Genomic DNA, 21,759 nt, shown 5'->3' with positions numbered 1-21,759 from the left:
GTGATGGTGAGAGTTACAAGTGTGACGCGATTTGAACCGGCGGCCCTTGAGGGGACGGCATGGACTCGCTGATCAACGCCGCCGGCCGCGCGCTTGCCGCGGGTGATCCGCTCGGCGCCTTGAAGCGCGTCGCGCTGCGCGACGATGCGCCGGCGCTGGCGCTGCGCGGCATCGCGATGGCGCAGCTCGGCGACTTCGCCAAGGCCAAGGCGCTGCTGAAGGACGCCGCCCGCGCCTTCAGCCCGAAGGAAGCGGTGGCGCGTGCGCGCTGCGTCGTCGCGGAGGCCGAGATCGCGCTCGTCTCGCGCGACCTCGGCTGGCCGGAGAAGGCGCTGCGAGCCGCAAGGGCGACGCTTCAATCGCACGGCGACCGGCTGAACGCCGCCTATGCCGGCAGCCTCGAGGCGCGCCGGCTCATCCTGATCGGTCGGCTCGACGAGGCCGAGCGGTTGCTGGCGGACTTCGACCCGGCGCCRCTGCCCCCGGTGGCGCGTGTCGCGCATGAGCTGGCCGCGGCCGGCATCGCGGTCCGGCGCCTCAGGACGAAGGCGGCGCGCTCCGCGTTCGGCCGGGCATCGCTGGCCGCTTACGAAGCTAACATCCCGGCATTGAAGACCGAAGTCGAAGCAGCATCCCTGGTATTGAACACGCCGGTCGGCCGGTTGATCGCGCGCGGCGCGGAGAAGGCGCTGCTGCTCGACGAGGTCGAGGCGCTGCTGAGTTCGGGCGCGCTCGTGATCGATGCATGCCGCAATGTCGTGCGCGAAGCCGATGCGGTCGTTTCGCTGGCGACAAGGCCGGTGCTGTTCGCGCTGGCGCGCGCGCTTGCCGAGGCATGGCCGACGGACGCCTCGCGCGAGGAGCTGCTGAAGCGCGCCTTCCGGGCCAGGCATGCCGATGAATCGCACCGCGCGCGGCTGAGGGTCGAGATGGGACGGCTGCGCGCCGAGCTCGCCGGACTGGCCGAGATCAACGCCACGGCCGCCGGGTTCGAGCTCGCGCCGCTGAAAGCCGCCGAGGTCGTCGTGCTGGCGCCGCCGGTCGAAGAGGAGCACGGCGCGGTGCTGGCTTTCCTGACCGATGGCGAGGCCTGGTCGAGCTCGGCGCTGGCGATCGCGCTTGGCGCCAGCGCGCGCACCGTGCAAAGGGCGCTGGAGGAGCTGTCGGCACGGAACAAGGTTCAGGCGGTCGGCCGGGGTCGGGCACGCCGCTGGATGATGCCGCCGGTGACCGGATTCCCGACTGTGTTGTTACTCCCGGGTCCGCTGCCGACCGACTAGTCTGCGGCCATTGTTCGAATGGAGATCGAAAATGAAACGAGCCGCTGCCGAGATCCTGCGTGAATACGGACCATTCCCCGGCGTCGAGCGCGTCAACGGCGTCACCTATGACGGTAAAAATGTCTGGTTCGCCAGTGGCGACAAGCTGAACGCGCTCGATCCCGAAAGCGGCATGATCGTGCGTACAATCGATGTCGCATCGCATGCCGGGACTGCCTTCGACGGTGAGTATCTCTACCAGATTGCCGAGGATCGCATCCACAAGGTCGACCCGAAGATCGGCAAAGTCGTCGCGACCATTCCTGCCCCCGGCAATGGGGGTGACTCAGGAATGGCCTGGGCCGAGGGTTCGCTCTGGGTCGGCGAATACCGGGCGCATAAGATCCATCAGATCGATCCCGAAACGGGCAAGGTGATCCGTACGATCGAATCGAAGCGCGTCGTCACCGGCGTCACCTGGGTCGATGGCGAGCTCTGGCATGCCACCTGGGAGGGCGAGGAGGGCGATCTGGTGCGCGTCGATCCCGACACAGGCGACGTGCTGCAGGAAGTGGCGATGCCCTCCGGCGTGTCGGGGCTGGAATCCGACGGTGGCGGCTGCTTCTTCTGCGGTGGCGGCAGCAGCGGCAAGATCAAGGCCGCGCGGCGTCCCGAACATAGCGGCGGCAAGTAGCGGATTGGTGGAAGGGGCGACCCGGTTAGACCGCCTCGCGCGCCGGCCGCGTCATGGGCTTGTTGGAAGCCTTGGCGGCGTTCGGCCCGTCGACATGTGCCCATGCCGGCCGCTTGAACAGGAAGGTGCCGAAGCCGATGCGCTTGACGATAAAATAGAGCACCACCGGGCTGATGACCGAGACGAGCAGCACCGCGAGGCTCAGCAGACCGGTGTCGGTCAGCAGGCCGCTTGCCAGCATGACACCGCGGAAGATCGACATCGGTATGGTGAAGGCGACATAGACGACCAGCGAATGCTCGCCGAGCCAGCGCAGCCATTCCATGGAAGTGAATTTCGACAGGAAACCGCCGGCAACGCAAAGCGCCACCGCGCCGGCGACGGCCAGCGCCAGATGCAGCGGTGGCCATGCCGCCAGGCCCATCTGCATGCCGACCGGCTGCACGACGTAGCCCGGCGAATAGACGAGCAGRCCGTTGACAAGCGCCCAGGCGAGCAGGCCGGCAACGGCGATTGCCGGACGAGCCTGCGTCCATTCGACCAGCCGGAAGATCAGCGGCGCCAGCAAGAAACCGAGATAGAAGAACACGAAATAAGCCGCGAACTGCTCGAGGGCGTAGCTGTCGGGCTTCGGCGCCCACATCTGCAGCGCGGCGGCAGCCAAGATGACGATCCAATGCGGCACTTTGAATTCGCGCAGCACGCGGATGACGACCCCGAAAACCGCCAGCATGTAGATGAACCACAACACGCCGTAGGGCTGGACGACGGCCATCGCGAGATCGTGCAGCATGCCGGCGGGGTCACGGCTGAAGATGCCGATCTTCAGCCCGATCGAGATGATAGCCCAAAGCACGTAGAAATAGAGATAGTGGACGACGCGCCGGTCGACATAGCGCCGCCACGGCCGGTCGATCACCTGCGACAGGAACAGGCCCGAGATCAGGAAGAATTCCGGCATGCGGAACGGCGTGGCGAAGCCGATGACATAATGCAGGAAGCCGACGCCGCCGGTGTATTCGCCGGTGTTGTAAGCCGAATACATCATCACCACCAGGATGATGGAAAGGCCCTTTGCCGTATCCACCCACGGCATGCGGTTCGGGTTGCTCATGCTCGATCTCGAGGAATTTCAACTGCCGCGATTGTAGCGGACCAGCGGATGCCTCGCAGCAACAAGCTTACGATATCGTAAACGGAAACCTTGTTAGGGGCCGGCGTTAACCATCGCCGGGCGCCGGAGGCAGGGCGGCGACACGCGCCTCGTGCATCGCCACCGCGACGACCGCGCCCGACAGGAAGGTCAGCGCCGCGATTGCCCCGATCGCCGCGGCGAAGCCGAAGAAATCGGCTATCAGGCCGGCGGACAGGGCGCCGATCGCATAGCCGAGATCGCGCCAGAAGCGGTAGACGCTGAGCGAGCGCGCCCGCCAGGAGGGGTGCGAGGCGTCCGATACCGCGGCGATCAGACTCGGATAGACCATTGCCGTGCCGAGGCCGAGCAAAAGGCTGGCCAGCAGCCACCAGCCGAAATCGCGCGTCATGGCGGTGGTAAGAAGTCCTGCCGCCTGCACCCACATGCCGGCGACGATCAGGCCCTTGCGGCCCCAGCGGTCGCTCAACGGCCCGGTCGCCACTTGGAAGATGCCCCATACCGCCGGATAGGCCGCCTTGAGGATGCCGATGCGTTCGACACCGAGCCCATTGGCGGCGAAGAAGAGGGGAAACAGGCCCCAACTCATGCCATCGTTCAGGTTGTTGACCAGGCCGGCCTGCGAGGCGGCGAACAGGTTGCGGTCCCCGAACGAGGTCAGCATGAAGATCTCGCGGAAGCCGAGCGGCGATGCTTGTTTTGGATGGTCCGCCAGCTCCAGCCGCACATGCTCGCGCGTGTCGCGCACGAGCAGGATCGACAGAGCGGCGCCGAGGACCGCGTAGCCGACGCCGAGATAGATCGGCACCGGGCGCAGACCGTATCGGCTGGCGAGGTAGCCGGTGAGGAATGCGGTGACGCCGACGGCGAGATAGCCGGCGAACTCGTTGAGGCCGACCGCGAGCCCGCGCGACTTCGGCCCGACCAGGTCGACCTTCATGATCACCGTCATCGACCAGGCGAACCCCTGGTTGATGCCGAGCAGCGCGTTGGCGGCGACGATCCAGCCCCAGCTCGGCGCCCAAATGATCATGAACGGCACCGGCAGGCCGAACAGCCAGCCGAGGATCAGCACGCGCTTGCGGCCCCATGTGTCGGCAAGCTGGCCGGACACGAGGTTGGCGCAAGCCTTGACCACGCCGAAGCTGACGATGAAGGAGACGACCAGCGTGGTCGAAGCGACGCCGAACTCCTCCGCGCCGATCAGAGGCACGACGGTCCGTTCGATGCCGACCATGCCGCCGACGAAGGCGTTGATCAGCACCAGAAGCGAAAACTGCTTCCAGTTGGCCTTGAGGCCGAGCGCGACGGCGGACGCCGCTGCGCTCAAGACTTTGCCCCGGCGTTCGCGGCCCGGTTCCGGGCGGCGTCCGGCGGCGGGGGAGGGATGTCGGCGGTCATAGCGGCGACGAACTCGCTCTCGTCCTCGATGCGGAACGCCTTGTTGAAGCGGCGCTCGAAGCCGATGGTCGATGTCGGCTTGCCGCTCAGCGATCGCCCGCAGACCGAGCCCGAATAGGCGCCCGGCAGCACCTCGATATGGCCGGGCAGTTCCTTCAGACGGCGCACGCTGGCGAATAGTGCGCGAGCCCCATCCTCGGCGCTCGAAGCAAGCTCGGTGCGGCCGAGGTCGCCGACCATCAGCGTGTGACCGGTGAGCACGAACCAGGGCTCCAGCGACCGCGTGCGGTCGGTGACCAGAAGACTCAAATGCTCCGGCGTATGGCCCGGCGTGTGCAGGACGGTCGCCGTGACATTGCCGAGCTCCAGCACCTCGCCGTCCTTCACGCGCCTGAACGGAAAGTTCGTTTCGGCGCCCTCGAACAGCACGTATTCGGCCCCGGTTGCCTCCGCGAGCTTCCGTCCGGCCGAGATGTGGTCGGCATGGATATGCGTGTCGACGACATAGAGGATGCGCATGCCGGTTGCGCGCGCCGTCTCGACATACGGCGCGATGTCGCCGACCGGATCGACGACCGCCGCTGAAGCCTTGCCGCCGCAGCCGAACAGATAGGAGGCTGCGACAGGATCGGTGTGCAGGAACTGCCTGAGAATCATCGCTTTTCCTCCGAACGGGCGGCTGCGCCCAGCGAGCCGCGCGGCTTGACAGCTAAGGCCTAAACCGTCATTCAATTACTCTATTGAATGACGGTGCTTTACTGGAAGAGCGATGTCAATCCGCAATCCGAAACAGGCGCTCTACGAGCAGTTCGCGATCGTCGCCAAGGCGCTCGGCCATCCGCTGCGCCTGGAGATGATCGAGCATCTGGCGCAGGGCGCGCGCAGCGTCGAGGCGCTCGCGGCGAAGCTCGGCCAGCCGGTCGCCAACGTCTCGCAGCACCTGCAGGCGCTGCGCCGCGCCGGCATCGTCTCGGCCGAGCGCGACGGCAAGTTCGTGCATTATTCGCTCGCCGATGCGAGCGTGCTGTCGGCCTTCGCCGCTGTGCGCGGCGTTGCTGAACGACGCCTTGCCGAGGTCGATCGCATCGTGCGCGGCTATTTCGACGCGCGCGACGACATGCGCCCGGTCACGCGCGATGAGCTGCAGGCGCTGATGCGCGATGGGTTGGTGACGCTGATCGACGTCCGCCCGACGGACGAGTTCGCGCTCGGCCATGTGCCCGGCGCGATCAATGTTCCGTTGAGCGAAATCAAGGCGTGGTCCAGCAGGGCCGGCGCGGGCAGGGAAGTCGTCGCCTATTGCCGCGGCCCCTGGTGCGTGATGTCCTTCGAGGCTGTCGCCGCGCTGCGCTCTCTGGGGCATCTCGCGCGCCGCCTTGAGGACGGCATGCCGGAATGGAGAGCCGCCGGCCTGCCGGTGGAAGTGGCTGCCTGACTACGGGATATGATGCCGAGCGCCAGCAGCGAACTGCTTCCAGTTGGCCTTGAGGCCGAGCGCGACGGCGGTGGCATTCACGCGGGAAAACCGGCTTTTCTGAAGCCTGACGTGAAAAGCTCGTGAGCGACCGGGTCGGCGAACGGCAGACCTGAGATCAGCCGAACAGTTACATCGTGTTTCCTCGTCAGCGCTGCCTCGACTTCAGCACGCGCCTTCTCCATCTCGCCCATATGCGCGTAAGTCGCCGCGAGGAAGGCATGAGTGAAGAAATGATCCCCGGCCTTCTGATACGAGCCGACGGCTTCCGAGTACCTTCCAAGCAGGAAGAGCGAGCTGCCCTTCACCTCCCAGAACCATATCGGAGGTAACGGGTCGCGCAGCAGCGCGCATTCCAGCACGTTGAGCGCCGTCTCGGCCCGTCCGCCATAATTGAGCCAGCTTGCGTAATCTCCTGCGATATTCACGTCCAGCGGGTTCAGCGAGCGTGCTCGCTCGAAATGCATTCCGGCATCGCTATGCTGACGCATATGCGTAAGCACCAGCCCCATGCTCTGGTGACAGACGCCGTCGCTCCTATCGAGAGCGAGCGCTGCTCGTGCCGAGTCCCAGGCCTTCTGCAGCGTGCGGGGATCGTTGTCGTACCAAAACCTGCCAACGAGGGCCTGTGCGAGGAAGGCATGGCCCTGAGCGAATGTCGAATCGAGCTCGACACACCGAACGAACAGGGGCTCGGACTTGTCCAGTTCATAGCGATGGAAATGCGCGCGCCCCTGCAGGTAAAAGTCATATGCATCCCAATCGGCGGGAGGCTTGCGCTTGGAGCGGCTTGCCGAGTCGGCCTCCGTTTGGCCTTCGACCATTGAGGCGATAAGCGCGGCAACTTCGTCTTGCAAGGCGAAGATGTCGTTGAGGGCCCGGTCGTACCGTTGGGCCCACAGGTGGGTGCCGGTGGCGGCGTCAATCAATTGTGTGGTGATGCGAATGCGATCGCCGAGCTTTCGTATGCTGCCTTCGACGAGGTAGCGGACTCCGAGCTTGCGATGAACTTCGGAGATATCCAATGCCGGATGGCGAAACTGAAAAGATGAGTTGCGCGCGATGACGAGCAGGGAGCGAAACCTGGCCAGCTCCGTGATTATGTCCTCGGTTATGCCGTCGCTGAGATATTGCTGGTCCTGATCGCCGCCCAGATTGGCAAAAGGCAGCACTGCGATCGATGGCTTGCCGGACGGTGGTACCGGTCTGGAGGGTGCGCTCGCCGCCGGCTCGACAGTCCCGGTGAAGCGGTAGCCGACGCGCGGCACGGTGGCGATCCACTCACCGCCGTTGTCAGCCGGACCGAGAGCCTTTCTTAGTGTCGCGATCTGGACGGTAAGGTTGCCTTCCTCAACGGCGATGCCCGGCCAGGCAGCGTCCATCAGCTCGGCCTTGGTCAGGATCTCGCCGGGCCGTGCCGTAAGCGCGGCAAGCAGCGTCAGTCCACGATGCCCGACAGCGATCGGGACCTCCTTGTTAAGGAGCGTCCCGGTATCGGGGTCGAGCACGAACGGACCAAAAGCGATGCGAGTCCCTTGCATGTACGCATAGTAGACGCTGGGAAAGTTTTCGGAAAAGGGGTTTGAGAACTGCAACGCCTCAGCCCAGGCTTTGTCCGGCGATGGCTGCGCTCGCTTGGCCATAGCGTGCGCCGTCTCGAGGACGGCAATGGAAAGCCGCCGGCCTGCCGGTGGAGATGGCCGATCGAGAGTGACGTCAGCGCTCCGGCAATCCTGCCAGCTTCAAGGCTTCGGCCACCTGGTCCGCCCATTCCGGTGTGCTTCGAAGAATAGGCAGAGATCGGTATCGTTCGATCGTGAAGCCCGGCTGGGCCGTAAGCAGTTTTTGCGCAGCCCAGCGGGCAGTCTCGATGTCGCCGATCATCGCCGACCATGCGGCGAGGTATCGATAGGACATGATGATGTCGGGATGGGCGGCAATGACCTCACGGGCAATCGCAACAGCTTGGGAAAGGGAACCTGTCTTGGCCATGGCGGTGGCCATTCCCAGTCTCATGTTGAATGCGAAGGGATCCATCGGGCTCAGCGCCATCGCCCGCTGGAACCGCTCCGGCGCGCGGGCAGCCTCGCCCGTGTAGGTCGCGATCCAGCCCTGGCGCGCCCAGGCCCATGCATTGTTCGGATCGAGCGCTAGCGCCCTTTCGATGAAGGTGGCGGCGCGCTCCTGGTCGCCGCACATGCTCAATGCCGAACCGGCGGCGGCCAAAGCGGTGGGATCGTCGCCGATCGAGCCCGCGGTCTCGACCGCCGCGCGCGCCTTTTCCAGCTCGCTTTCCGGCTGCTCGGCCCACAGATACGCTGCGTTCGAGGCGTGGCACCATGCCAAGAGCGCATGGGCACGGCCATAGGCAGGGTCGACCGCGGTCGCTTTCTTGAGCAACTCTATCGCCTGGTCGTTGGTGTCCTTGCGGCGGCCCCAAATGTTCGGATAGGCGCGCATGACGAGGTCGTAGGCTCGTAGGCTGGTCGGCGGCTTGCGCTTGGCCAACTCGATCTCGGCGCCTCGGATGGCCGGATGGATGGCGCCGGCCACTTGCGCCGCGATCCTGTCCTGAAACTCGAAAATGTCCTCGATCGCGCCCTCGTAGCGCTCGGACCATAACTGCGCCCGCGTCTCGGCATCGACCAGTTGTACTGAAATGCGAAGTCGGTCACCGCCTCGCCGTACCGTGCCTTCGACGACGTAGTTCACGCCGAGTTCCTTGCCGACCTGGCGCACGTCGACGAAACGTCCCTTGTAGGTGAAGGCGGATTGGCGCGCGATGACGAAGAAGTCGCGGACGCGCGAAAGCGCGGCCGTTGTCTCCTCGACGACGCCGTCGGCAAAATACTCATCGTCCGCCCCGCCAAGATTGTCGAAGGGCATCACCGCCACCGAGGGCTGGTCATGTGGCCTTGCCGGGACGGAGACAGGCTGCGGCGGCAGGACGGTGTCGTGGGCCGGCTTTACCTGGTGATGCCGTTCCCGCGACTGCAGCGAAGCCGCCAGCGCGTTCGTCTGGGCCTCCGGCTCGACGTCCAGAAGCTTCCTCAGCAGCGCGCGGCAGGATTCCAACTGGCGCAAGGCCGCATTTTCGTGGCCCCGGGCGACGTGGACCCGCATCAGCGCCCGATGCGCTGCCTCCGCGGTCGGGTCCGCGGCGAGCAGCCTTTCCGCGAGCCGTTCGCAGGCCGCTGCATCCGCGGTTCCGGCTTCGGGCAGCGCGAGGCTCAGGCGCTCCACCAGTTGCAGCGCCTTCTGCCGGTATCCCACCTGATACGGGCCGAACCACTCATCCAGGCCGTCGGGAATGGCTTCGCCCGCGAGCACGTCGCCACGGTAGAGCTCGGCGGCGAAGGCGAGGTCCGCCGTCCCGCTCTCGGCGAGCTTTCGCTCGAAGAGCCAGATATCCGCCTCGTCCGGGCCGGCGGTCAGCGCGACCGTTTCCTGGTCCCCCTCGAGGGAAATGGCCGCACTGCCGTCGGCGGGAAACCGCCGCCTGATGTCGGCCAGTGCCTGACGCAGGCTGTTGCGCGACTGCGCCTCGCCTCGTCCTGGCCAAAATCCTTCAGAAAGCCGCTCGCGACGGTGGCCGCGGGAACCCGCCAGGACCAGGGCGGCGAAAAGCAGCGCGGACTTGCGCATTGCGAAGCGAACGGGCTGGCCGTCTGCGGAAGACACTTCGAGACCGCCAAGCAACCGGATGCGCACGACGCCCCTCCGAATTTCGAACGCGCCGACAGAATAGCATCTTCGCCGGTCGATTTAACGCGGATTTCACGGCGGCCCCGCGGCATTTCCTCGGCGATTAACGCCTGCCTGAACACCAGCAAATCGCCCCCGTGGCAACCTTCGGCCCTCCAACCTGGAACGGGAGAGCAACAATGGCCCACACGGAAGCTCACGCGAAGATCCGCGCATCGAAACACCGGCTGCTTGGGGCAGTGGCAGCAGTGGTCCATGCCTTCACAGCCTGGCGAAAGGCCGTTGCAGGACGCAGGGCGCTGGCGGACCTTACGCCCTATGAGTTGAAGGACATCGGCTGTGCCGATGTTCCAAGGCCCACATTCTCCGTCAGGGTCGGCCTGATCACGGATTTGATGTCGATGAGATAAGGCGGCGGACCCAGAGACAAAAGAGTTGGGATCGGCTTTGCCAATCTTCGGAGGCGCGCAGGCGGCATCGAACTCGAACGTGCCACGGCACCGACAAGCTGATATATTCCTCGATGCCTTCATTAATCGGGCGGAGGGTCACGATGTCTGCGCGTTTTTATTCGCTCCTGCTGGCGTTTCTCCTGGCTGCACCCGGCGCCTTCTCCGAGACGCTGAAGCTTCCAGACAATCTGACCGGATTCAGTTCCCCATCCGGGGAGAGCTTTCTTGTCGAGAGCGCGGCGAAAGAGGCCTATTTCCCTCTCGCGAGCAACTTTCTCACGCAAAAGACGCAGGCCTATTGCGGCGTGGCAAGCATCGTCATGGTGCTGAACGCGCTCAATGTTCCTGCGCCTTCGGTGCCTGAATACGAACCCTACAAGACGTTCACGCAGGACAATGTTCTGAACGAGCGCACCGAAGCCATTCTTCCTCGCCAGGTTCTGGACAAGCAGGGAATGACGCTCGACCAGATCGGGGCCATTCTTTCCACGCAGCCGATCAAGGCCGAGGTCCGCCATGCGTCGGACGCCAGCCTTGAGCAGTTCCGGACCCAGGCCAGTTCGTTCCTCGCCAAACCCGGACATTTCGTCATCGTCAACTATCTGCGCAAGGCGATAGGCCAGGAGAAGGGCGGGCACATATCGCCGCTGGCGGCTTACGACGAGAAAGCGGACAGGTTCCTGATCCTCGATGTCGCCCGCTACAAATATCCGCCGGTCTGGGTGACAACGGCCGACCTGTTCGGAGCGATGAACACGGTCGACGGCGACAATGAGAACAAAACCCGCGGATATGTGCTGATATCGTCGCCCTTGGGAGAGTAGTTCGGCTGAACTTCAGGCGGAGAACGCCCATGAGGATACGCTTGCAGAAGTCGGCGGCACCTCGCGGCCCCTCGTCCGCAGCAGTCGCTGCGCCAGAACGCGACGGGTCTATTGCGAAACTACGCAAAGCGCATATCATTCGGCATAGTTGGGTGGACGGTATTCGGCGGTCGAACGGCAATAGGCCATAGACGCGCGGTATTGCGCTAAGCGGACTCGATCAGACTCTTATTGAGCCGCGCCCCAGGGATCAGGCGATGCAGCAGGGGGCTATGAGTGTTGCGGCCACAGTGCTGGGCCAACGTGAGCTGACCGACGGCGATATTGCCCGGGAGCAGACCGTCCTCTTCCGCCTCACCGACCGACTGTATCGAGCCAAGGCCATTGCGGAGGTCTACGACGCGGCCTTGGATGCTATTTGTGACGCGCTTGGTTCGTTACGGGCCTCGATCCTGAGATTTGACAGCCAGGGCGTCATGAGCTTCGTGGCGTGGCGCTCACTGTCTGAAGAATACCGCAAGGCGGTTAACGGCCATTCGCCGTGGACGCGCGGTGAGCACAATGCCGAGCCGATCTATGTCGAGGACATCCGTTGCAGCGGTGAATCTCCGCAACTCATCGAGACGGTCCTTGGCGAAGGCATCGAAGCGCTGGCTTTTATCCCGCTTGTCAGCTCCCGCGAGCTCGCCGGCAAGTTCATGGTCTACTATCCAGTACCCCATCACTTCACTGATCGTGAACGTGAACTGGCGTTGACCATCGCCCGCCAGCTCGGATTTGCGATCGAGCGGAACCGGGCGGAAACGACAGCAGCGCGCCTGAGCGCACTTGTCGAATCCTCGGATGATGCGATTAGCGCGACCGATCTGGAAGGGATCATCACAGACTGGAACAGCGGAGCCGAACGCCTTTACGGCTACAGCCGACGGGAGATTATCGGGCGCCCGGTGATCTCGCTGATCCCGCTCGACCGGCAACACGAGGAGCGGCAGATTCTGTCCCRCATTCGCAATGGTGAGCATGTTGAGCACTTCGAGACCGCACGCCTGCGCAAGGACGGCAGTTTGGTACCAATCTCTTTGACGGTTTCCCCTATCGCGGATGCATCGGGCAAAATTGTCGGCTCCTCCAGAATTGCCCGCGGAATATTCGAGCGGCTGCGCGCGCAAGAGCAGCGGGAGCTGCTGCTTCGCGAGATGGACCACCGCGTGAAGAACCTCTTCGCCATAGCAAGCACCATTGTCAATTTGAGCGCGTCAGCCGCCGAAACGCCGGCCGCGCTCGCCTCCATCGTTTCTGACCGCCTCGGCGCGCTGGCGCGGGCGCATGCGCTGACGATGCTTCCCTCTACTGGCCACCCCCTCCAGGTCGCGACGGGCCTGCATGCCTTGATCGCCGCAATCCTCGCGCCGTACCGCCATGGGGCTGACGGGCATCCCCGCGTCGTCATCAATGGCATCGATATGCCGGTGCCCTCGGCAACGATCACGCCGCTTTCGCTCCTGCTGAACGAATTCGCCACCAACGCTGCCAAATACGGTAGCCTCTCGGCGGCTGCTGGATCGGTGGAAATTGCTTGCTCCATTCGGGATGACGATGTCCTTATCCGGTGGCGAGAGATCGGCGGACCGCCGCCGGACGGAACCATAAATGAGGGTTTCGGCACCCGCTTGGTCCGCGCCGTGGCAAGTCAGCTCGGCCGCCTCGACCGAACGTGGGATTCCGCCGGCGTGGTCTCGAGTTGGCGATTGATGGTCAAAGATTTTCCGCCTGACTCGCCTGGCCGCACGTTGCCCGCAATAAAGTGCGACCGACTTCAAGAAAGGGCAGCACACCCTATCGTTCATCGCTAACAGTTCCAATTGCAAGCGGCTGAGCCCGTCATCGTCGCGAAGGGCCCGTAGGAACCCTCGTAGCCAACAAACGTTCTTCTACATGCCTAAAACGGCCGTAAGGAGGATGCGAAAATGAAATTCAAGCTACTTGCACTGAACGCGATAGCCTTCACAATGCTGACTGGGGCAGCGATGGCGGGCTCGACAACAGGTACCTCTGCGCTCGACGATCCGGCCAAGATGACGCCGTTTTTCACCGACGCCGGCATGAAAACTCTTAGAAGTGAGGCCGACTTTAAAACGGCGTGGATGGCGATGAAACCAGACGAGCGCACCGCGGTATTGAAAGACTGCGGCGATACGACTCTCAACAAATCGCATGCTGAATTTTGCGCCATGGCAAAGAAGATGGGCGGCTAATTAGCCCGCATCACATCGGGTGTGCGTCAATTGCCTGGCCAAGGATAGCGCAGACATTTGTTGCTCGGGAATTGGGCCTCGCACAGGAGCGAGGCCCGACAGGTTCCGATTGTCGACTTGCACGCTTGATCACGCGTGACGCCTGCCTTACCGGCTAAGCTCGCCTGCACCTCGGCAGTGCTGTGCTGTTTTAGATGGAGACCGCCTGTCCACAGGAGGTAGCAGCCGGGTTAGCGCAAGCCTTTAGCAGCGTCCTCGATCAGCTTGGCAAGCAAATTGCGAAACCTTTCGCCAGACCTGTCCCCTATATTTCCTACATTCTCAGCCACCATGCCAGGTGAAGAAACCGACACCTCGCCGCTAAGCTGGACGTTGACCGTGAACGTCCTTTTGGCGGGCTTTTCCAATTCCGGCCTTAGGAAGAGCCGAAACCGGACAGATGGCGCCAGCAGTTGGTCTTGGTCATGCGGTGCGGCGTCTATGTCGATATTCATCTCGCCTGCCACTTCTGCCTTGGCCGCTTCCAACGAAGTAACAACGACGTCGTCCAGCCAAGCCTTGGCCTGTTTGCCGAAATCCGCAATCGGGGCATCTGCATCCTCTTCTTGCTGGCGAGGAGCTTTCTTGCCGCGCTCAACGGCTTCTTTGAAATTCGCCACCTGATCGCCTCCGACCTATCACGCCATCAAGCTGGTCCTCACATCAGCCACAGCTCTGCCATCAATAAACGCCTGCGATCGCAGTGCGTTGCAATGCGATCGACAACGAGCGCTTAGCCGGGCGTTGATCGGGATCGTCGAGCCTACGCGAGCCTGCAGAGCAACGACCGTTCCTTGGGGGGATACTGCTCAAAGGCAGGTGTGCAGGCCCGCCATGTCGCAGGCGAGCCGTGGTAACCAGGCTGCCGTAAATCTCAGTCCTTGGCGCGCTCGACGTACGAACCGTCGGCGGTCATCACCACGATGCGCGTGCCGGCGGAGATGTGCGGCGGCACGGCGGTGCGCACGCCGTTGGAGAGCACGGCGGGCTTGTAGGAGGAAGATGCCGTCTGGCCCTTGGTGACCGGCTCGGTCTCGACCACCTCGAAGGTGGCGCGCTGCGGCAGCGTCAACGAGATCGGCACGCCGTTGAACTGCGCGAGCTGCACGGCCATGCCTTCCTGCAGATAGGGCGCCATGTCGCCGACCACGCTTTCGGAAGCCACGACCTGGTCGTAGCTTTCCGGGTTCATGAAGTGAAAACCTTCGCCGTCGGAATAAAGGAAGGTGTGCTCGCGCTCCTCGACATAGGCGCGCTCGACCATTTCGGTGGTGCGGTAGCGCTCCGACACCTTCACCCCGTCGCCGATGCGGCGCATGTCGAGCTGGGTCACCGGAGTGCCCTTGCCAGGGTGGATGTTTTCGGCAAAGAGGATGACATAAAGCTTGCCGTCCTTATCGACGACGTTGCCTTTGCGTAAGGAACTGGCGATGACCTTGACCACGATATTGGATCCCGTTCGAGTTTTTCGGCCTGCGAGCGTCGATTTCCGCGAAGCGGCGACGGCGGCCATCGCGTGCGCCGTAGCGCATCTTGCGCCGAACCGCCAGCCTTCCCAGCGATTTTCCTGCCCATGACCGCCGCTTCGCCCTGGTGGACGCCTGATATACATGCCGACCGCCGGCCCCGGCTGATGGCGCGCAACGCCACTGCCGCCGCGCTTCGCGGCTGGTTCGCTGAGCGCGATTTCGTCGAGGTGACGACCTCGGCGCTGCAGGTCTCGCCGGGCAACGAGGCGCATCTCGCCGCCTTTGCCACCGAGGCGATCGGACCCGACGCGTCGCGTCGGCCGCTCTATCTCCACACCTCGCCTGAATTCGCCTGCAAGAAGTTGCTTGCCGCCGGCGAGGAGCGCATCTTCAGCCTCGGCCCGGTCTGGCGCAACCGCGAGCGCGGGCCGCTGCATCACCCTGAGTTCACCATGCTCGAATGGTATCGCGTCGGCGAAACTTACGAGCGCTTGATGGACGACTGCGCCGAGTTTCTGGCGCTCGCCGCGGAAAAGGCCGGCGCCAAAAGCTTCCGTTTTCGCGGCCGCGAGGCCGATCCGTTTGCTGAGCCGGAGCGGCTGAGCGTGGCGGAGGCTTTTACGCGCCATGCCGGCATCGACCTGCTCGCGACCGTTTCAGTCGACGGCGGCACCGACCGCGACGCGCTTCACGCCGCGCTGGTCGCAGCCGGCCTGCGCACCGCGCCCGACGACAATTGGGCCGACCTGTTCAGCCGGGTGATGGTGGAAAAGGTCGAGCCGCAACTGGGGCAGGGCCGGGCCACCATCCTCTACGGCTATCCGATCTCCGAGGCGGCGCTCGCCCGCCCGAGCGCCGAGGACCCGCGCGTCGCCGAGCGTTTCGAGCTCTATTGCTGCGGCGTCGAGCTCGCCAATGCCTTCGGCGAGCTCACCGACGCCGCCGAGCAGCGCCGCCGCTTTGCCGCCGAGATGGACGAGAAAGAGCGCGTCTATGGCGAGCGCTATCCGCTGGACGAGGATTTTCTCGCGGCTTTGGCCCTCATGCCGCAGGCAAGCGGCTCGGCGCTGGGCTTCGATCGGCTGGTGATGCTGGCGACGGGGGCAACGAGGATCGATGACGTAATCTGGGCGCCGGTGGCCGAGTAGCGCTYCCTTCTTGCCGCTGCGGCAAAGCATCCGCCACGAACCACGGCGATTGCCTTGAGATTGCCGCATCCACCATTGCACAAGCGTCGGTGGAACAATAGATGGTGCCCGTGGCATCCATGATGGTGCGTCAGCATCCATACGCAGGGTTCGCTCTGATGGACTGCTTGAACAAACAGGAACAACCGCATGACCGATAAGCTCGACGCAGCGAAATTGACCGATCGCGTCGCGGCGCTCGTCGAGGCGGCCAAGCGCGCCGGCGCCGACGGGGCCGACGCGGTGGCGGTGCGCGGCCGCTCGGCCGGCGTGTCGGTGCGGTTGGGCAAGGTCGAAAGCACCGAATCGTCGGAGAGCCAGGACGTCTCGCTGCGCGTCTTCGTCGGCCAGCGTGTGGCGAGCGTCTCGGCGACCGCCGCTTCCGATCCGAAGGCGCTCGCCGAGCGCGCGGTGGCGATGGCCAAGGTCTCGCCCGAGGATCCGTTCCAGGGCCTTGCTGACCCCGCGCTGCTTGCCCGCAATTTGCGCGATCTCGACCTTTTCGACCCGACAGAGGTGTCTGCAGACCAGCTGAAGGAGGCGGCCCTTGCCGCCGAAGCGGCTGCATTGGCGGTCAAGGGCGTCACCAATTCCTCGGGCAGCAGCGCCGGCGCCGGCCTGGGCGGCCTGGTTCTCGCCACCTCGCACGGCTTTGTGGGCCAATATGTCGCCTCGCGCTTCTCGCGCTCGACCAGCGTCATCGCGGGTGAGGGAACCGCCATGGAGCGCGACTATGAATTCTCCTCGCGCCAGCATTTCGCCGATCTCGACACGCCGGAAGACATCGGCCGCAAGGCCGGCGAACGCGCGGTGCGTCGTCTCGGAGCCCGCAAGGCTGCGACCGGCCCGGTCGACGTGGTGTTCGATCCGCGCGTGGCGCGCGGCATAGCCGGCCATCTCGCCGGCGCCATAAACGGCGCGGCGGTCGCCCGTAGGACCAGCTTCCTGCGCGACATGATGGGCAGAGAGGTGGCTTCGGCCGCAATCACCGTCACCGACGAGCCTTTGCGGCGGCGCGGCCAGGCCTCGCGCCCCTTCGACGGCGAAGGCGTCGAGGGCGACAAGCTGCTGATGGTCGAGAAGGGCGTCTTGAACCACTGGTTCCTGTCGACCTCGGCCGCGCGCGAGCTCGGCCTCGTCACCAATGGACGCGGCTCGCGCAGCGGCTCGTCGGTCTCGCCGTCCTCGACCAACCTTGCCATCGAGCCCGGCGAGCGTTCGCCGGAAGACTTGATCGCCTCGTTGAAGCGCGGCTTCTATGTCACCGAGGTGTTCGGTCAGGGCGTCGACATGGTGACCGGCGAATACAGCCGCGGCGCCTCCGGCTTCTGGATCGAGAACGGCGCGCTGGCCTATCCGGTGGCCGAGGTGACGATCGCCTCGAACCTGAAGACCATGTTCCTCAACATGGTGYCGGCGAACGACCTCGACCGCAATTTCGGCACGGCGGCGCCGACGATCCTGATCGAGGGGATGACCCTTGCCGGTGCCTGACCAACTGACCTCGAGCGAGGCCCGCGACGACCTCGCTCTGCTGCGCGATGCCGCTCGCGAAGCCGGCCTCATCGCCATGCGCTATTTCGGCAACAACCCGCAGGTGTGGATGAAGGGCGGCACCTCGCCGGTCAGCGAGGCCGACCATGCCGCGGACGCCTATCTGCGCGAGACCTTGCTCAGGGCGCGTCCGGATTACGGCTGGTTGTCGGAAGAGACCGCCGATGACCATGCCAGGCTGTCGGCGCGCCGCACCTTCGTCGTCGACCCGATCGACGGCACGCGCGGTTTTCTCGATGGTTTGCATTCCTGGTGCGTCAGCGTCGCCGTGGTCGAGGAGGGGCGCTCGCTCGCCGGCGTCCTCGAATGCCCGGCCAAGGGCGAGACCTATTGGGCGCTGCCGGGCGAGGGCGCCTATCTCAACGACAAGCGCATCCATGTGCGCCCGCTGGGCGAAAGCGTCGATATCGGCGGACCCAAGCCGCTGGTCGATCTGATGCCGCAAGCCTGGCAGGACAGGCTGCGGCGGACCGCCTACATTCCTTCGCTCGCCTATCGGCTGGCGATGATCGCCGCCGGCAAGCTCGATGCGACCTTCGTCAAGCCGAACGCACATGACTGGGACATCGCCGCCGCCGATCTCATCCTCACCGAGGCTGGCGGCGCATTGCTCGACCGCGTCGGCAACCCGCCGCGCTACGCCGGCGAGGTGATCAATCACGGCGCGCTCGCCGCCGGCAGCGGTGAACTGCTCGGCGTGCTCGCCAGGGTCATCGCGGAGATTGACCAAGGGTGAGTCGACCCGCAGTTCCAAAATCGGCCGCTTTGGGCTAAACGTTTCACTAAATTCATCAATCTGCGAAGGATCGGCATGGCCGCGGAAGACGGAAAGAAACAGCTGTTGCACCTCGTGTTTGGCGGCGAGTTGAAAAAGCTGGGTGGAACCGAGTTTCGTGACCTGGACGCGCTCGACATCGTCGGAATCTACCCCGACTATCAATCGGCGCACGCCGCTTGGAAGGCGAAGGCGCAGGCCAGTGTCGACAATGCCCATATGCGTTATTTCGTTGTTCATCTGCACCGTTTGCTCGATCCAGAATCGAAGGCCGGCGGTTGACGTCGATGGAGCATGAAGCGGTGAAAGGGGCGACCAGGCGGCGCGCCGCCAGGCGCGGCGGAACGCGCACGCTATGGCGGCGCATCCGCGAGCCTTTGGCGCAGTCGACTTTCGTCAAGAACTTCATCGCCAGCCTTTTCGCCTGGTTCCTGCGGCTGATTCGGCTCACCAGCCCGCTGGTCGAGGGCTCGACCCAGGTTGCCGGCGGGGCCTATGCGCATCTCGAACCCGGCATCATCGCCCTCTGGCACGGTCAGCATCTTCTGACCCCTGCCTATTATCCCAAGGGCCGCAAGCTGGTCGCCATGGTCTCGCGCAGCGCCGATGCCGAGCTTCAGGCGCAGATGCTCGAGAAATTCGGCATCGAGGCGGTGCGCGGTTCCGGCGGCCGCAACAGTTCGAGGCATCTCGACAAAGGCGGCGCCAAGGCCTTGATCGCGCTCAAGAAGTCGCTCGTCGCGGGCAAGAACGTCGCCATGATCGCCGACATTCCGAACGGCACGCCGCGCGATGCCGGGCTTGGCATCGTTCTTCTGGCAAAGCTTTCCGGCCGGCCGATCCTGCCCTCGGCCATCGCCACCAGCCGCCGTAAGGTGCTGGAGAAGAGCTGGGACAAGACCACCATCAACCTGCCTTTCGGCCGCTCGGCGGTCATCGTAGGCTCGCCTGTCTTCGTGCCGGCCGATGCCGACGACGCCGAGATGGAGCGCAAGCGCCAGGAGGTAACCTCCTCGCTGAACGCTGCGACCGCCGAGGCCTATCGCCTCGTGGATGGCGGCAAATGAGCGAGCGTTGGGCGCGTGCGGCCCTGACCGCCTACCGCTACGCGGGGGCGGCCGCCTATCCGCTGATCGGACCCTATGTCGCCTGGCGCGCCTCGCGCGGCAAGGAGGATCGCGTCCGTCGGCGCGAGCGCTACGGCGTCGCCGGCCGACCGCGGCCGGAAGGGCCGGTGATCTGGATCCATGCTGCAAGCGTCGGCGAGACGATCGCAGTGGTGCCGCTGGTCGAAAGCATCCTCGACTATGGCGTCAACATCGTTCTGACCACCGGCACGGTGACTTCGGCCAAGGTCGCCGAAGAGCGCCTCGGCAGCCGCATCATCCACCAATATGTACCGCTCGACCTCAAGCCCGCGGTTAGCCGTTTCCTCGATCACTGGCGGCCGGAACTGGCAATCATCGCCGAATCGGAGATCTGGCCGATGACCATCCTGGAGCTTGGCGCCCGCAACGTGCCGCAGGTTCTGGTCAACGGCCGGCTGTCGGACCGCTCCTTCATGTCCTGGAAGAAGCGTTCTAGCGTCGCCGAGGCGCTGTTCGAAAACCTTGCCCATGTCATCGCCCAATCGGATGTCGACGGCGAGCGGTTCCGCGCGCTCGGCGCCCGGCCGGTCACCGTATCCGGCAACCTCAAGGTCGACACCAACCCGCCGCCGGCCGACGAGCGGGCCTTGGCCACCTTGCAGCGCCAGGTCGGCGAGCGCCCGACCTGGGCGGCGATCTCGACCCATGACGGAGAGGAGGTCGTGGCCGCCGAGGTCCATGCCAGCCTGCACAGGCGCCATCATGGGCTCCTGACCATCATCGTGCCGCGCCACCCCGACCGCGCCGATGCGCTTGCCGCGCAGATTTCCGGCATGGGCCTTTCGGTGGCAAGGCGTAGCAAGGGCGACCGCATCTCGGCCGATACCGATATCCTTCTGGGCGACACGATCGGCGAAATGGGCCTTTACCTGAGGTTGACCGAGATCGCTTTCGTCGGCCGCTCGCTGACCTCGGAAGGCGGCCAGAACCCGCTCGAGCCGGCGATGCTCGAAACCGCCGTGCTGGCCGGCCGCAACGTGCAGAACTTCCGCGAGGCCTATCAGCGCCTGCTCGACAGCGGCGGCGCCAAGCTGGTGCGCGACCGCGATATGCTGACCGGAGCCGTCAATTTCCTTTTGACCAACGAGGCGGCGCGCCACGAAATGATGGCGGCGGGTGCTGCCACCGTCGACGAGATGCGCGGCGCGCTCGCTCGCACGCTGAAATCGCTGGAGCCCTATATCCAGCCGCTGGTCGTCAAGGCGCGCCTGAAAGGCGCAAACGGGCGCTAGGTCATGATCCCAAAAGTCGGATCCGATTTTTGGAAAGGACCATGCGCGAAATCCAGTTGCGCGGTACCCACGCGATGACCAGCGAAGCGCCGCCCTTCTGGTGGGAAAGGCCGGACTGGCGCGTGCTTGCGCTGTCTCCGGCCTCGGCGGTCTATGGGCTGGTCGCCGGCCGCCGCATGCGCCATGCTCCGCGCGAGAAGGTCGCAGCACCCGTGCTGTGCGTCGGCAATTTCACCGTCGGCGGCAGCGGCAAGACGCCGGTCGCCATCGCTTTGGCCAAGCAGGCCAGGCGCATGCAGCTTACGCCAGGCTTCCTGTCGCGCGGCCATGGTGGTTCGTTCGCCAGGCCGCATGTTGTCGATGCGCATCACGACGCCGCCAAGCATGTCGGCGACGAGCCGCTGTTGCTCGCCGAACATGCGCCTGTCGCGGTGACGGCGAACCGCGCCGCCGGCGCGAAGCTGCTTATCGAGCAACATGGCTGCGATTTCCTGATCATGGATGACGGGTTCCAGTCGGCGCGCATCCATATCGACTATGCGCTGGTGGTGGTCGACGCCCGCTTCGGCATCGGCAACGGTCGTGTCATCCCGGGCGGGCCGCTCCGCGCCAAGGTCGTCGACCAACTGGTGTTCACCAGCGGCTTGCTGAAGATGGGCGAGGGGGCCGCTGCCGACGGCGTCGTGCGCCAGGCGGCGCGCGCCGGGCGGCCGATCTTCCTGGCGCATGTCGAGCCGGCTGACCCCTCGCGCTTTGCGGGCGGCCGCTTCCTTGCCTTCGCCGGCATCGGCCATCCAGAGAAATTCTTCGACACGGTGCGCGGCGCGGGCGGCGAAGTCGCGCTGTCGCGTGCCTTTCCGGATCATCATGTCTACGCCCAGGACGAGCTTGCCGACCTCTTGACGCTTGCCCGGCAGGAGGGGCTGCGCCTCGTCACCACGGCAAAGGACGCCGCGCGGCTGCGTCATGGCGACACGCCTGCCGGTTTCCTCGATCGACTGGACGTGCTCGACATCGAGGCCGTGTTCGAGCTCGATCATGTGCCCGAACGCATCGTCGACGAGACGCTCGACGCCTGGCGCCAGCGCAAGATGCGGGGCTGAGCTTCGGATACGCCTGCCAAAAAGTGTGAGGCGGT

Annotated in this window: 21 protein-coding genes; 14 read left to right on the top strand and 7 right to left on the bottom strand. The window is 64.7% G+C overall.

Features of this window, described 5'->3' with window-relative positions:
* Nucleotides 1-59 precede the first annotated feature (59 nt).
* Nucleotides 60-1,280, top strand: coding sequence for a DNA-binding protein (locus LCM4577_RS32940; RefSeq protein ID WP_071074827.1), 1,221 nt, complete (start codon nt 60-62; stop codon nt 1,278-1,280).
* A 31-nt stretch (nt 1,281-1,311) separates the two neighbouring features.
* Complete coding sequence (locus LCM4577_RS32935) at nt 1,312-1,953, top strand: DUF6923 family protein (protein ID WP_071034531.1); 642 nt, start codon at nt 1,312-1,314, stop codon at nt 1,951-1,953.
* Nucleotides 1,954-1,978: 25 nt separating this feature from the next.
* Here LCM4577_RS32935 and LCM4577_RS32930 read toward each other — a convergent pair whose 3' ends face one another.
* The 3 genes from LCM4577_RS32930 to LCM4577_RS32920 form a co-directional block, all read right to left on the bottom strand.
* A complete protein-coding gene (locus tag LCM4577_RS32930) occupies nt 1,979-3,067 on the bottom strand; it encodes an acyltransferase family protein (protein ID WP_071074826.1) in 1,089 nt (362 codons plus the stop codon).
* A gap of 106 nt (nt 3,068-3,173) precedes the next feature.
* Nucleotides 3,174-4,436, bottom strand: coding sequence for an MFS transporter (locus LCM4577_RS32925; RefSeq protein ID WP_071074825.1), 1,263 nt, complete (start codon nt 4,434-4,436; stop codon nt 3,174-3,176).
* On the bottom strand, nt 4,433-5,164 hold the full coding sequence (locus LCM4577_RS32920; protein WP_071034614.1) for an MBL fold metallo-hydrolase: 732 nt from the start codon (nt 5,162-5,164) through the stop codon (nt 4,433-4,435). The genes LCM4577_RS32925 and LCM4577_RS32920 overlap by 4 nt, the downstream gene beginning before the upstream one ends.
* A gap of 112 nt (nt 5,165-5,276) precedes the next feature.
* Between LCM4577_RS32920 and LCM4577_RS32915 the strand changes: the two genes are divergently transcribed.
* A complete protein-coding gene (locus LCM4577_RS32915; protein ID WP_071034537.1) occupies nt 5,277-5,942 on the top strand; it encodes a metalloregulator ArsR/SmtB family transcription factor in 666 nt (221 codons plus the stop codon).
* A gap of 77 nt (nt 5,943-6,019) precedes the next feature.
* Here LCM4577_RS32915 and LCM4577_RS32910 read toward each other — a convergent pair whose 3' ends face one another.
* Nucleotides 6,020-7,624, bottom strand: coding sequence for a winged helix-turn-helix domain-containing protein (locus tag LCM4577_RS32910; RefSeq protein ID WP_244508495.1), 1,605 nt, complete (start codon nt 7,622-7,624; stop codon nt 6,020-6,022).
* Nucleotides 7,625-7,697: 73 nt separating this feature from the next.
* A complete protein-coding gene (locus LCM4577_RS32905) occupies nt 7,698-9,692 on the bottom strand; it encodes a BTAD domain-containing putative transcriptional regulator (RefSeq protein ID WP_071074824.1) in 1,995 nt (664 codons plus the stop codon).
* A 173-nt stretch (nt 9,693-9,865) separates the two neighbouring features.
* On the opposite strand from LCM4577_RS32905, the gene LCM4577_RS32900 reads away from it, so the two are divergent.
* From LCM4577_RS32900 to LCM4577_RS32885, 4 genes are all read left to right on the top strand, one after another.
* The gene (locus LCM4577_RS32900) at nt 9,866-10,096 is read left to right on the top strand and encodes a DUF1127 domain-containing protein (RefSeq protein ID WP_071034539.1); all 231 of its coding nucleotides are present in this window, start codon (nt 9,866-9,868) and stop codon (nt 10,094-10,096) included.
* A gap of 143 nt (nt 10,097-10,239) precedes the next feature.
* Complete coding sequence (locus LCM4577_RS32895; protein WP_071034540.1) at nt 10,240-10,962, top strand: phytochelatin synthase family protein; 723 nt, start codon at nt 10,240-10,242, stop codon at nt 10,960-10,962.
* Between the two features lie 272 nt (nt 10,963-11,234).
* Entirely contained in the window at nt 11,235-12,815 is a 1,581-nt protein-coding gene (locus LCM4577_RS32890) for a PAS domain S-box protein (protein WP_157900525.1), read from the top strand.
* 114 nt (nt 12,816-12,929) lie between these two features.
* A complete protein-coding gene (locus LCM4577_RS32885) occupies nt 12,930-13,217 on the top strand; it encodes a hypothetical protein (protein WP_040986622.1) in 288 nt (95 codons plus the stop codon).
* A gap of 230 nt (nt 13,218-13,447) precedes the next feature.
* Here LCM4577_RS32885 and LCM4577_RS32880 read toward each other — a convergent pair whose 3' ends face one another.
* Together LCM4577_RS32880 and efp are read right to left on the bottom strand one after the other, a co-directional pair.
* Nucleotides 13,448-13,876, bottom strand: coding sequence for a hypothetical protein (locus LCM4577_RS32880; protein ID WP_071034543.1), 429 nt, complete (start codon nt 13,874-13,876; stop codon nt 13,448-13,450).
* Between the two features lie 254 nt (nt 13,877-14,130).
* Complete coding sequence (efp, locus tag LCM4577_RS32875) at nt 14,131-14,700, bottom strand: elongation factor P (protein ID WP_071074851.1); 570 nt, start codon at nt 14,698-14,700, stop codon at nt 14,131-14,133.
* Between the two features lie 129 nt (nt 14,701-14,829).
* Between efp and epmA the strand changes: the two genes are divergently transcribed.
* The 7 genes from epmA to lpxK all read left to right on the top strand — a co-directional run bounded on the left by epmA (nt 14,830) and on the right by lpxK (nt 21,724).
* A complete protein-coding gene (gene epmA / locus LCM4577_RS32870; protein ID WP_071034545.1) occupies nt 14,830-15,873 on the top strand; it encodes an EF-P lysine aminoacylase EpmA in 1,044 nt (347 codons plus the stop codon).
* Between the two features lie 189 nt (nt 15,874-16,062).
* Nucleotides 16,063-17,406: a TldD/PmbA family protein gene (locus LCM4577_RS32865; protein WP_071074822.1), complete on the top strand. Its 1,344-nt coding sequence runs from the start codon at nt 16,063-16,065 to the stop codon at nt 17,404-17,406.
* Complete coding sequence (locus tag LCM4577_RS32860) at nt 17,393-18,202, top strand: 3'(2'),5'-bisphosphate nucleotidase CysQ (RefSeq protein ID WP_071074821.1); 810 nt, start codon at nt 17,393-17,395, stop codon at nt 18,200-18,202. Before LCM4577_RS32865 ends, LCM4577_RS32860 begins: the two co-directional genes overlap by 14 nt.
* A gap of 75 nt (nt 18,203-18,277) precedes the next feature.
* On the top strand, nt 18,278-18,523 hold the full coding sequence (locus tag LCM4577_RS32855; RefSeq protein ID WP_071034551.1) for a DUF4170 domain-containing protein: 246 nt from the start codon (nt 18,278-18,280) through the stop codon (nt 18,521-18,523).
* Between the two features lie 5 nt (nt 18,524-18,528).
* Complete coding sequence (locus tag LCM4577_RS32850) at nt 18,529-19,308, top strand: lysophospholipid acyltransferase family protein (protein WP_071074820.1); 780 nt, start codon at nt 18,529-18,531, stop codon at nt 19,306-19,308.
* Nucleotides 19,305-20,621, top strand: coding sequence for a lipid IV(A) 3-deoxy-D-manno-octulosonic acid transferase (gene waaA, locus LCM4577_RS32845; protein WP_040986610.1), 1,317 nt, complete (start codon nt 19,305-19,307; stop codon nt 20,619-20,621). Before LCM4577_RS32850 ends, waaA begins: the two co-directional genes overlap by 4 nt.
* A gap of 74 nt (nt 20,622-20,695) precedes the next feature.
* The gene (gene lpxK / locus LCM4577_RS32840; protein WP_041009869.1) at nt 20,696-21,724 is read left to right on the top strand and encodes a tetraacyldisaccharide 4'-kinase; all 1,029 of its coding nucleotides are present in this window, start codon (nt 20,696-20,698) and stop codon (nt 21,722-21,724) included.
* Nucleotides 21,725-21,759 lie beyond the last annotated feature (35 nt).

The organism is Mesorhizobium sp. LCM 4577 (assembly GCF_001854795.2).
GTDB lineage: Bacteria > Pseudomonadota > Alphaproteobacteria > Rhizobiales > Rhizobiaceae > Mesorhizobium > Mesorhizobium plurifarium.
Note: the sequence above shows the minus strand (reverse complement) of the source record. Positions and strands in the feature narration are given on the sequence as shown.

Bases quoted from the DNA above. Each gene is read 5' to 3' on its own strand.
- lpxK (WP_041009869.1), top strand. From the start codon at position 20,696: ATGACCAGCGAAGCGCCGCCCTTCTGGTGGGAAAGGCCGGACTGGCGC.
- LCM4577_RS32910 (WP_244508495.1), bottom strand. From the start codon at position 7,624: ATGGCCAAGCGAGCGCAGCCATCGCCGGACAAAGCCTGGGCTGAGGCG.
- LCM4577_RS32935 (WP_071034531.1), top strand. From the start codon at position 1,312: ATGAAACGAGCCGCTGCCGAGATCCTGCGTGAATACGGACCATTCCCC.
- LCM4577_RS32855 (WP_071034551.1), top strand. From the start codon at position 18,278: ATGGCCGCGGAAGACGGAAAGAAACAGCTGTTGCACCTCGTGTTTGGC.
- epmA (WP_071034545.1), top strand. From the start codon at position 14,830: ATGACCGCCGCTTCGCCCTGGTGGACGCCTGATATACATGCCGACCGC.
- waaA (WP_040986610.1), top strand. From the start codon at position 19,305: ATGAGCGAGCGTTGGGCGCGTGCGGCCCTGACCGCCTACCGCTACGCG.
- LCM4577_RS32920 (WP_071034614.1), bottom strand. From the start codon at position 5,164: ATGATTCTCAGGCAGTTCCTGCACACCGATCCTGTCGCAGCCTCCTAT.
- LCM4577_RS32850 (WP_071074820.1), top strand. From the start codon at position 18,529: ATGGAGCATGAAGCGGTGAAAGGGGCGACCAGGCGGCGCGCCGCCAGG.
- LCM4577_RS32885 (WP_040986622.1), top strand. From the start codon at position 12,930: ATGAAATTCAAGCTACTTGCACTGAACGCGATAGCCTTCACAATGCTG.
- LCM4577_RS32915 (WP_071034537.1), top strand. From the start codon at position 5,277: ATGTCAATCCGCAATCCGAAACAGGCGCTCTACGAGCAGTTCGCGATC.
- LCM4577_RS32895 (WP_071034540.1), top strand. From the start codon at position 10,240: ATGTCTGCGCGTTTTTATTCGCTCCTGCTGGCGTTTCTCCTGGCTGCA.
- LCM4577_RS32900 (WP_071034539.1), top strand. From the start codon at position 9,866: ATGGCCCACACGGAAGCTCACGCGAAGATCCGCGCATCGAAACACCGG.